General features: G+C 71.8%; 8 protein-coding genes and 1 pseudogene. 5 read left to right on the forward strand and 4 right to left on the reverse strand.

Annotation, left to right across the window (positions count from 1 at the left end; genetic code table 11):
- Positions 1-5: 5 nt before the first annotated feature.
- The gene (locus GUY60_RS09770) at positions 6-1334 is read right to left on the reverse strand and encodes a DUF6716 putative glycosyltransferase (protein WP_161695973.1); all 1329 of its coding nucleotides are present in this window, start codon (positions 1332-1334) and stop codon (positions 6-8) included.
- 187 nt (positions 1335-1521) lie between these two features.
- Between GUY60_RS09770 and GUY60_RS09775 the strand changes: the two genes are divergently transcribed.
- The 3 genes from GUY60_RS09775 to GUY60_RS09785 are packed head-to-tail and all read left to right on the forward strand — an operon-like array spanning position 1522 to position 4999.
- The gene (locus tag GUY60_RS09775) at positions 1522-2508 is read left to right on the forward strand and encodes a glycosyltransferase family 2 protein (RefSeq protein ID WP_161695975.1); all 987 of its coding nucleotides are present in this window, start codon (positions 1522-1524) and stop codon (positions 2506-2508) included.
- Positions 2508-3872: a polysialyltransferase family glycosyltransferase gene (locus tag GUY60_RS09780; RefSeq protein WP_161695977.1), complete on the forward strand. Its 1365-nt coding sequence runs from the start codon at positions 2508-2510 to the stop codon at positions 3870-3872. Before GUY60_RS09775 ends, GUY60_RS09780 begins: the two co-directional genes overlap by 1 nt.
- On the forward strand, positions 3869-4999 hold the full coding sequence (locus GUY60_RS09785; RefSeq protein WP_161695979.1) for an acyltransferase family protein: 1131 nt from the start codon (positions 3869-3871) through the stop codon (positions 4997-4999). The genes GUY60_RS09780 and GUY60_RS09785 overlap by 4 nt, the downstream gene beginning before the upstream one ends.
- Positions 5000-5002: 3 nt before the next feature.
- On the opposite strand, the gene leuE is transcribed toward GUY60_RS09785, so the two are convergent.
- Positions 5003-5659 (reverse strand): leucine efflux protein LeuE, encoded by a 657-nt coding sequence (leuE, locus tag GUY60_RS09790; RefSeq protein WP_161695981.1) that lies wholly within the window; start codon positions 5657-5659, stop codon positions 5003-5005.
- A gap of 147 nt (positions 5660-5806) precedes the next feature.
- On the opposite strand from leuE, the gene GUY60_RS09795 reads away from it, so the two are divergent.
- On the forward strand, positions 5807-6679 hold the full coding sequence (locus GUY60_RS09795; protein ID WP_161695983.1) for a L,D-transpeptidase family protein: 873 nt from the start codon (positions 5807-5809) through the stop codon (positions 6677-6679).
- A gap of 217 nt (positions 6680-6896) precedes the next feature.
- On the opposite strand, the gene GUY60_RS09800 is transcribed toward GUY60_RS09795, so the two are convergent.
- Positions 6897-7679, reverse strand: a complete 783-nt coding sequence (locus GUY60_RS09800) for a hypothetical protein (protein ID WP_161695985.1) — start codon at positions 7677-7679, stop codon at positions 6897-6899.
- Positions 7680-8143: 464 nt separating this feature from the next.
- A complete protein-coding gene (locus tag GUY60_RS09805; protein ID WP_161695989.1) occupies positions 8144-8809 on the reverse strand; it encodes an RNA polymerase sigma factor in 666 nt (221 codons plus the stop codon).
- Between the two features lie 523 nt (positions 8810-9332).
- Between GUY60_RS09805 and GUY60_RS09810 the strand changes: the two are divergent.
- Positions 9333-9907, forward strand: a pseudogene (locus GUY60_RS09810) (hypothetical protein); the annotation flags it as partial.

Here is a 9907-nt window from a genome sequence, read left to right on the forward strand (position 1 = left end):
GGGAGTCACAGCTCGCCCATCCGGCGGATCACCGGGGCCACGCGCTGCACGCCGTGCCGGTAGGCGCCGCGGGCGGCCTGGCGCACGACCTGGCGCACCGGGCCCGGCTCCTTCGCGTCGACGGGCGCGCCGGGCAGCGGGGCGCCGTCGGGGCCGAGGTGGTGGCGGGCGAGCACACCGGGCTGGTAGCCGGGCGCGGTGACGGGCGTGTAGTAGGGGTCGAGGCGCGGCATCCGGTCCAGGGCGGCAAGCTCGGCGACCCGGGCGCGGGCCGCGTCGTAGGCGCCCTCGACCGTGACGCCCTGCCGGGCCAGCCACCGCGCGTCGGGGGCCGGTACGTGTCCGGCGTCCAGCTGGTCCCAGGAGGCGAGGCAGCCGGAGCCGACGAAGTGGTGGTTGCCGAGCGCCTCGCGCACCCCGAGGTCGGTGAGGACGGCGGTGGGGATCGCGCGGTGCAGGGATTCGAGGGCGGCGGTCGAGGAGACGGTGACCAGGAGGTCGGTGCGGTCCAGGACCTCGCCCATGTGCCCATAGACGAGGCGGCAGTTGGGCGGAAGTCCGCCGGGTATCTTCTGCGCCAGCTTCTGGTAGGGCAGTTCCTCGATGTGCGTGGTGTGCTCGCCGGGCCGGGAGCGCAGCTTGATCAGCACCTCACGCTCCGGGTGCTTCCGGGCGTGCGACACCATCCGGTCGAGGAGGTAGGAGCGGTCCTTGCGGCTCTCGGGTACGGAGGGCTGCGCCGCGAACGTCACGGTGTACGGGTCGTTCGGCTTCTCCGGCGCGTACGGTTCGCCGCCGAGGAAGGGCAGTGCGCACTCCACGACGGAGCCGGCGTCGGCGCCCACCCCTTCGTACACGGCGCGGAAACGTTCCGCGTCCTGCCGGGAGTTGGCGAGGACGAGGTCGGCGCCGTGCCGCAGGAGCAGCCCGTCGGCGAGCTTCTCGTAGACCACGCCGACGTAGCCGGTGGCGACGACGGGGCGGTGTTCGCGGCCCCGCCAGGCGTGGCCGAGCCCGTGCAGCAGGGCCTGCACGGCGCCGCCGACCAGGGCGAGCACGACCAGGTCGTACGGCTCGTCGCCGCCTCGGCCGGCGTCTCCCATGGACCGCAGGAACTCGACGGCGGTGACCTCGCGCAGCGTGTCGGCGCGCACCCCCACCTCGGCGAGCTGGCGGGGGGTGGGCGTCGCCCGGCCGCGGAGCAGATAGCCGTCGAGGCGGATGTCCTGCCGATCACCCTCGGCTATGCGGCTCGCGGTGAGCGAGCCCCACTTCCACCGGGTGTCGGAATCCGCGAGTACGGCTACCCGCTGCTTCTTCCTCTTACTTGGCACGTCGATGACGCTAGGAAGGAATTCGGAGCCGCGGCCTAATCTGAATACAACAAACGGTTAACAGCAGGCCGCCGAACGGCCAACTGGCCTCGGGGAAAGGCTGGTTAACCATTCCGCCATGCTTCGTTCACCAGCCGTCCCACTTACGGTCGAGACGAATGGCGCTCGGACACCTAACGTCCCCTGCGTGGTTAAGCTCTCCGTCATCGTGCCGTTCTTCAACGTGCAGCAATACGCGCCCGACACCCTGAGATCTCTCAGGGACAACGCGCGTGCCGACTTCGAATTCATTCTCGTCGACGACTGTTCGCGCGACGGGACGCCGGAGATCCTGCGGCGGGCCGAGCGCGAACTCTCGGACGTCGCGCAGGTCAGATATGTCCGACATGAGGTGAACGGCGGTCTGGCGACGGCGCGGAACACCGGCCTCGACGCCGCGAGCGGCGAGTACCTCACGTTCCTGGACGGCGACGACTGGCTCGCCCCCGGGTACTACCCCCAACTCCTCGCCTCCATGGAGGAGTTGGGCTGCGACTTCGTCCGCACCGATCACGTCCAGTGCACGGCGCGGGCCCGCAGCGTGCACCGGGTGCCGCACGGCAGGCGCGGCGTGGTGCTCGACCCGCGCGCCGCGATCCTGCCCGCCGACCGCTCCACCTCGGTGGACTACGCGTACGCCTGGGCCGGTATGTACCACCGCCGGCTCGCCGACAAGGGCCTGCTCCACTTCACCGACGGGCTGCGCACCGCGGAGGACCGGCCGTGGATCTGGCGGCTGCACCGCGAGGCCGAATCCATGGCCGTTCTCGGCCACCTCGGCGTCTACTACCGACGCGGCGTGGCCTCTTCCCTGACCCAGATCGGAGATGTCCGGCAGCTCGATTTCATTCGGGCATTCGACCAGGTCGTACGGGAAACCGCACAGGACCGGGACGCGGCGGAATTGCTACCGAAAGCGGTGCGCACGTACTGCGCGATTATTTCCCATCACCTGGGATCCATCGAAAGGTTTGAACCACCCGTGGCCCGAAAGCTGCGCTCGCTGAGCGCCGCGGCACTGAAGCGGATGCCGCAGGACGTACTCGACGACGCTCTCGACTCCATGGACGTCAAGCGCGCGACCCGGCTGCGGCGGCTGCGGCGCCGTCCGGTCTCCGCGGAGGTGGCCGCGTGATGGCCACGACCCGTGCCGGGTCCGGGAAGCGCCGGACCACCCAGATCTTCTTCGCGTCCACGCTGTACGGCGCGGCCACCCTCGCGGCCGCCCTTGACGCGGACCGCTTCCCGCCGGCCGCCCGGCGCCTGCTCCTCATCAGCAACAACGCCGCCAACCCGGAGACCACACCGGCCCTCGACGCCATGCCCGGCTTCGAGCAGCTGCGCGGCCGGTTCGACGGGGTGATCTCCTGGAACGAGGCCATCTCCCCGTTCCACCCCGGCGGCTGGGCCCCGCGCGCCGACGACATCCCGCTGTGGGAGCGGTACCTGCGGATGCTGTGGGACCTCGGCGACGACGACGTGCACCTGGCCGTCGAGTCGATCCAGGTCAACCCGGCGCTCGCGGTCACCCAGATCTTCACCGGCGCGCCCGTGGACGTGTACGCGGACGGCCTGATGAGTTACGGCCCCACCCGCAACAAGCTGGACCCGCTGGTCGGCACCCGGATCGACCGGCTGCTCCACCTCGACCTGGTGCCGGGCCTGAAGCCGCTGCTCCTCACCGAGTTCGGCGTGGAGCCGGAGATCGTGCCCGGCGACATCTTCACCAAGGTGCTTGCCGAACTGGCCGACGCGGGACCGGACTTGGAGCTGCCGTCCGGTCAGCCGGCGCTGCTGCTCGGCCAGTACCTCTCGGCGCTCGACATCCTCACCGCCGAGGAGGAGGAGCAGCTGCACGTCCGGATGCTGAAGGGCGCGCTCGAACTCGGCCACGAGCGCGTGGTGTTCAAGCCGCACCCGACGGCCCCGGCACGCTGGTCGAGACTCCTGGAGCAGGAGGCGGAGAAGCTCGGCGCCGAACTGACCGTCCTGGACGAGCCGGTGCTCGCCGAGGTCCTCTACCAGCGGATGCGGCCCGCCCTCGTCGTCGGCTGCTTCTCCACGGCGCTGCTCACCGCGTCCGCGCTCTACGACCTGCCGGTCGCGCGGGTCGGCACGGACGTCCTGCTCGAACGGCTCGCCCCGTACCAGAACAGCAACCGGGTGCCCGTCACCATCGTCGACGCGACGGTGCCCGAGCTGACCGACCGGGCCGCGGTGACCGCGCAGCACCAGGAGACCGCCGACCTGGACGGACTCGTCAAGACGGTCGGCTTCGCGATGCAGCCGCAGATCTACCCGGAGCTGCGGGCCGCCGCCGAGACGTATCTGTCGCGCCGCCTCACCGCGCACACCTGGCGCTACTTCAAGCGCCGCCGGCTCACCGCGCTCGCCCTGCCCGGCGCGATCCCCAGCCAGCTGGACTTCATCCCGCGCAACGCGACGGTACGGCGGGTGGCCCGCCGGGCGCGTGCGGTCAAGCGGGCAGCCCTCGGATGAGCGCGCCGCCCTCGACCTCGCTCCCGGCCCCCACCGCCGTCGTCGCGCAGCCCACGGCTGCCCCGGCCGCCCGCCGGGTCATCCGCCTGCGCGCCCTGGACGGGCTCCGGCTGATCGCCGCCCTGATGGTCGCCGCGTACCACTACGGCGGCCGGGACGGGGAGATCGGCGAGGCCTGGGGCAGCTCGCCGAACGTCCAGTTCCCCACGGCGCACGAGTGGTTCGCGTACGGCTGTCTCGGCGTGCAGATCTTCTTCGTGATCAGCGGCTTCGTGATCTGCATGAGCGGCTGGGGCCGCCCGCTGCGCTCCTTCTTCGCCTCCCGCGTCTCGCGCCTCTTCCCCTCGTACTGGGTGGCGATCGTCCTGGTCACGGCGGTCTTCGCGCTGCCCGCTGTGACGTACGCGGCGGTCTCGCCCAGCGACGCCCTGGTCAACCTGACGATGCTGCAGCAGCCGCTCGGCGTGGACCGGGTGCTCGGGGTGTGCTGGACGCTCTGGGCGGAGCTGCGCTTCTACGCCCTGTTCGCGCTGTGCGTGGTCCTGCCGGGCGCGAACCGGCAGCGCGTGGTGCTGTTCTGCGCGGTCTGGACGCTCGCGGCGGCGGTCGCGGAGGCGGCGAACTGGCCGCTCCTCGACGTGGTCCTGATGCCGGAGTACGCCCCGTACTTCATCGGCGGCATCGGCCTGTATCTGGTGCACCGGGACCGGAAGGACATCACGGCCTGGGGCATCGTCGGCGTGAGCTGGCTGATCGGCCAGCACTACGCGGTGGACCGCCTGTGGCACGCGCCGAACCCGGACTTCTTCTCGTACCGCTCGTCGCTCGCGATCGTCGCGGTCGTCACGCTCGGATACGTGGCGGTCGCGGCCATCGCCCTCGGCTGGCTGAACCGCGTCAACTGGCGCTGGCTGACCACGGCGGGCGCGCTGACGTACCCGTTCTACCTGGTCCACGAACACCTGGGCTGGGTCTCGGTCACCGCCCTGCACCGCGGCCTGGGCCTGCCGTCGTGGGCGACGTTCACCCTGACGATCACGGCGATGCTGGCGCTTGCGCAGCTCTTGAACCGGTACGTGGAGGAGTGGGCCACGCCGTTGATACGGCGGAAGCTCACCGGGCGGTGAGGGTCAGGCCCCCGCGCTGGCAAGCGAAAGCTTCGCCGCGAAGCCCAGGAACAGTGCGCCCGCCGCCGAAGTGGCCGTCGCCGAGAGGCGCTTGCGGCGGCGGAAGGCGTTGGCGAGCTTCATGCCGCTGAAGATCAGGGCCGAGAGGTACAGCACCGAGGCGAGCTGGGCGAAGGCGCCGAGTACGACGAAGGAGAGCGCCGGGTAGGCGTACGCCGGGTCGACGAACTGCACGAAGAAGGCGATGAAGAACAGGATCGCCTTCGGGTTGAGCAGGCTGATCACGAAGGCCCGGCGGAACGGCCGTTCGTCGGCGCCCTCGGCCCGCTCCTCGTCCCCGGCCCGCTCCTCGCGGCGGCTGCGCCACATCGCCCAGGCGGCGCGCAGCAAGCCGACCGCCATCCAGGTCAGGTAGCCGGCGCCGACGTACTTCACGATCCCGAAAAGCAGCGCGTTGGCCTGCAGCAGCGAGGCGACGCCGGCCGCGGAGAGGGTCATGAGCACCGTGTCCCCGCACCAGACGCCGGCCGCCGCCCGGTACCCGGTGCGCACACCGCGGCGGGCGGCGACCGAGAGGACGTACAGGGAGTTCGGGCCGGGCAGCAGGATGATCAGGGCCAGGCCCGCGAGGTACGTGGGGAGGTCTATGACGCCGAACATTCCCGGAGTGTCGCACGCGCCCCCGTACCCGCCCCACCGCATTCCGGATAGCGGACGCCACCGTCCGCGAAAGGTATCCGGAGCGGTTCACTCCCCGTCCTGCGCGGGCACCCTCTCCTGGGGCGAGCGTCAACAGCGGGGGGACCGATGCGTCGTACGTACGGCATACGCGGCCGGGCCGTGGCGGCACCGGCGGTCACCGTGGCCGTCGTGGCCGCCGCACTGCTCTCCGGGTGCAAGGTGCAGGCCACCGGACCCGGCATCAGCACGGGCACGGACACGGACGGGAAGCCACCGGGCCGTTCACAGTCCCCAGCGCCCGGCCACGAGCAGAAACAGCAGCGGAAGCAGGAGCAGGAACAGCCCACTGCGCCCGAGATACCCGCCGCCCCGCTTGTGCTGCGGCCCGGCGAGCAGGGCCTCAAGGTGCGGGAGTTGCAGGCGCGGCTGCGGCAGATCGGCTGGCTGTTCCGGTACCCGACGGGCACGTACGACCGCGCGACGGCCGAGGCGGTCGACGGTTTCCAGGGCAAGCGGGGCCTGCCACGCACCGGCAGGACCGACACCGTGACCTGGCAGCGGCTGCTCGGCATGACGAGGAAGCCGGGCCACTTCGAGCTGTACGCGGCCGGGGACCAGCCGCGCGCGAAGCCGGACGCGCGCTGCAGAACCGGCCGGGTGCTGTGCATCAGCAAGCAGAGCCGCACGCTCAGTTGGCTGATCGACGGGCGGGTCGTGTCGACGGTCGACGTGCGCTTCGGCTCGCAGTACACCCCCACGCGCGAGGGCACGTTCCGGGTGTACTGGAAGTCCCGCCACCACGTGTCGACGCTGTACGACACCCCGATGCCGTACGCGATGTTCTTCAGCGGCGGCCAGGCGGTGCACTACTCGGCGGACTTCGCGGCGCGCGGGTACACGGGCACCTCGCACGGCTGCGTGAACGTCCGGGACGAGAAGAAGATCGCCGCGCTCTACGCGCAGGTGCGAAAGGGCGACAAGGTCGTCGTGTACTGGTGACGTCGTGTACCGGTGACGGTGACGGCCGAAGCGGCGGCGCCCCAGGAGAAGGAGGGCGGGGGTGGGACCGGGGGAACGTGTCCCACCCCCGCCTGTTGCGCTGGAGCCGTGGGGTACGGGGGGAACCCCGGCTCCGTGCGCGGCCGATGACCAGTCGGCTCACTTATTACTGCGCCACCGGTCCGAAAACTGTCACACCCCGCTGGTCACGGAGTGATCACGACTCTCCGGAGCCGTCGACCGAGTCCGTGGTGGTGGCCGTGACGGCCGGTGCGGCGGAGGTGGACGCGGTGCCGGGAGCGGCCGAGGTGGGGCTGACGACCGTGCCGGTGCCGCCGTTGCCCTCGGGCTGGTTGCCGCCCGAGCCGTCGCTCTGGTCGCCGTCGGAGTCACCGGAGCCCGAGCCCGAGCCGGAGCCGGAGTCGTCACGGTCCGAATCGCCGGAGCCGGAGCCGGAGCCGGAGCCGGAGTCGGAGCCGGAGCCGTCCCGGCCGTCGTCGCCCGAACCGCCGCTCCCCTCCCCCTCGACGACCTTGGTGCAGAACTGCTTGACGCCCTCGGGCCCCTTGGCGGCCTCTTCGATACGGCGCTTCTTCTCCGGGTCCATCGGCTTGCCGTCGAGATAGTCGCGGCAGTTGGTGACCACCCGGGCGTACCACTCCTCGCGCTCGTCGCGCGGCCGGCCCGAGTCCGCCGGTGCGGGGTCGCCCCCGCCCGGCCCGGCCGAGGGTCCGGTGCCGCCCTGCGAGGGGTGCCCGGAGCCGGGCGAGGCGTGACCGTCGGGCGTCGCCGAACCGGAACCCGCGGTGCCGGGGCCCGACTCGGACGTGCTCGGCGTGGGCGAGAGCAGCGCGTCGGGTGACCTGGGGTCCGCCGACACGGAGGCGCCGGGGCCGGGCTCGTCCCGGCCGCCGAAGGGAGTGGGGATCACACCCGCGCCCGCCATGGCGACACCGCCGAGGGTGCAGGCGGCGAGGGCCGCGGCGAGGCCGTACCGCACGGGTCTTCCCCAGCGGGTGCGCGAGCGCGCGGCGTCAGCGCCGATACGTACGGAACCGCTGTCCCCCAGCACGGAGCCGGAACCACGGGCGGGACCAGAACCGGAACCACGCGCGGGGCCGGAACCGGAACCACGGGCGGGACCGGAACCTCGCACGGAACCGGGACCACGGACCGCCCCGGCGGAGCCGAAAGCGGACGACGCCGCCGCCTCGTCTACACGCGTGGCATGTGCGGCGCGCGCAGCCCGGAAAGCGGCCAACGCACCCGCCTCACCAGGCAGTTCACCGTGCTGGCGGGCTTCTTCGGGCCGTTCGTGCGGGTGCGTGCAACGGACCGCTCCGAGCGCCGCCGAGAGGCGGTCGGCCTCGGCCCGTGCGTGATCGTCGACGGCGTCGAGGGGCTCGCCACGGAGCAAACGCTCCGCCGCGTCCCCATCAAGCCAGTGGTACTGCTCGTCGGCCATCACATGTCCTTCTGCGTCCGCGCACGCGATTCCGTCACACCTGCTGGAAACATGGGTGACGAAGCCGCGCGACCTCGGCCGGGCTGCGGGGGCACCGCGCCGAGCCCGTCGGCGGCGCCCTCCCCGAGCAGTTCGGCGAGCTTCTTCAGACCCCGGTGCGCGGCCGTGCGTACCGCTCCTGGCCGCTTGCCGAGGGTTTCCGCCGCACTCTTCGCGTCGAGCCCGACGACCACGCGGAGCACCACGGCCTCGGCCTGGTCCTGCGGGAGCTGGGCGATCAGGGCGAGGGTGTCGCCGGTGGCCAGGGCCTCCATGGCCTCGCCCGCGGTGTCCGCGTCGGCGGGCTTCCCGGTGAGTTCGCTCTCGTCGCCGCCGGTCGCGGGGCGGCGGCCGCGCATCCGTATGTGGTCCAGGGCGCGGTTGCGGGCTATGCGTGCGGCCCAGCCGCGGAAGCGGTCGGCGTCGCCTTCGAAACGGTCGAGGTCGCGGGCGATCTGCAGCCACGACTCCGAGGCGACATCCTCGGCGTCGGGGTCGCCCACAAGCGTCCGTATGTATCCGAGCAGCCGTGGGTGCACGGCGCGGTACACAGTCCGGAACGCGGTCTCGTCACCGTCCTGTGCCGCAAGCACCGCGGCGGTCAGCTCCGCGTCGTCCCCCAACAACTCCCTCATCCTGCCTGTGTCGCAGCCCAGCAGGAACCAGACGCTACGGCGTGAACCGGCCCCACGTCCATGTTTGTACAACCCGCAACGACAGGGTGACACAGAGCGGTGTGACACAAAACGCAGCGGTGGCGCTGAAGAGAGTACGGGCCTGTGCGGCCCGTGCCGTGCGACGGCCGGGGCCTCTCCTGTGGGGGGTGGCGGCCTCGGCCGATCGCTGGCGCCCGGCCCCCGCCCGCTCCAGTCCGTTCCAGGACGTTCCAGGACGGCGATTCCCGGCCAGATCTCGGCGCCTTTCTCCCCTGCGCATGCGGGGTCCGAGACCCAGACAAGTCACCGCGAAATTCTCTTCCGCGGACGTACAACCATCTACCCGAACAAACAGTCGTACCTCCTCGTTACGCACGCGCTCACGCGCGCACTGCGCACGCACACAGGCGTGCAACTTCCCTGAGGAGTGGGGCATTTGAGCCCAAGAGGAGCAAGACGGTACAGACCGATATCCCTGCGCCGACGTGTCTGGGTGACGCTCGGCGCGGTGGTCATCGGTGGCACGGGAGTCGCCACGTACGCGGTGGCGGGACCCGACCCGCAGGACTCCGGCGACGGCCTGTCCCGTACGAAGCGGCCGGCCGAGGTGCACGACATCGCGCTGCGGCCGGCGGGCACCGGGAAGCGGGAGCTGCCGCGCACGAGCACCGAGCCGTTCTCCCTGCTCGGCGTCTCCTGGCAGGGCCCGCGCACGACCGTCGACGGCACCGCCCAGGTACGCACCCGCGCGCTGGCCGACCGCGCCTGGACGGACTGGCAGCCGCTGGGCCTCGACCCGCATGTGCAGGAGGACGTGGAGCCCGGCATGCGCGGCGCGTCCGAGCCGCTCTGGGTCGGCCCCTCGGACGGCGTCGAGGTACGGGTCGTCGCGGCCGACGGCACGTCGACGACCGGACTGCCCAAGGGACTTGAGGTCAACCTGGTCGACCCCGGCGTGACGGCGAAGGAGGCGAAGAACCCGGCGCTCGGCACGGAGGGCACGTCCACGGCGGCGTACGCGCTGCCCGCCGCGAGCGGCGACCCGTCGGCACCGGACTCCCCCGACCC

Origin of the sequence: Streptomyces boluensis (genome assembly GCF_009908195.1) — a bacterium.
Classification (GTDB): domain Bacteria; phylum Actinomycetota; class Actinomycetes; order Streptomycetales; family Streptomycetaceae; genus Streptomyces; species Streptomyces boluensis.

Coding starts and splice junctions, on each gene's coding strand:
- GUY60_RS09795 (WP_161695983.1), top strand. CDS start 5,807: ATGCGTCGTACGTACGGCATACGCGGCCGGGCCGTGGCGGCACCGGCG.
- leuE (WP_161695981.1), bottom strand. CDS start 5,659: ATGTTCGGCGTCATAGACCTCCCCACGTACCTCGCGGGCCTGGCCCTG.
- GUY60_RS09780 (WP_161695977.1), top strand. CDS start 2,508: ATGGCCACGACCCGTGCCGGGTCCGGGAAGCGCCGGACCACCCAGATC.
- GUY60_RS09785 (WP_161695979.1), top strand. CDS start 3,869: ATGAGCGCGCCGCCCTCGACCTCGCTCCCGGCCCCCACCGCCGTCGTC.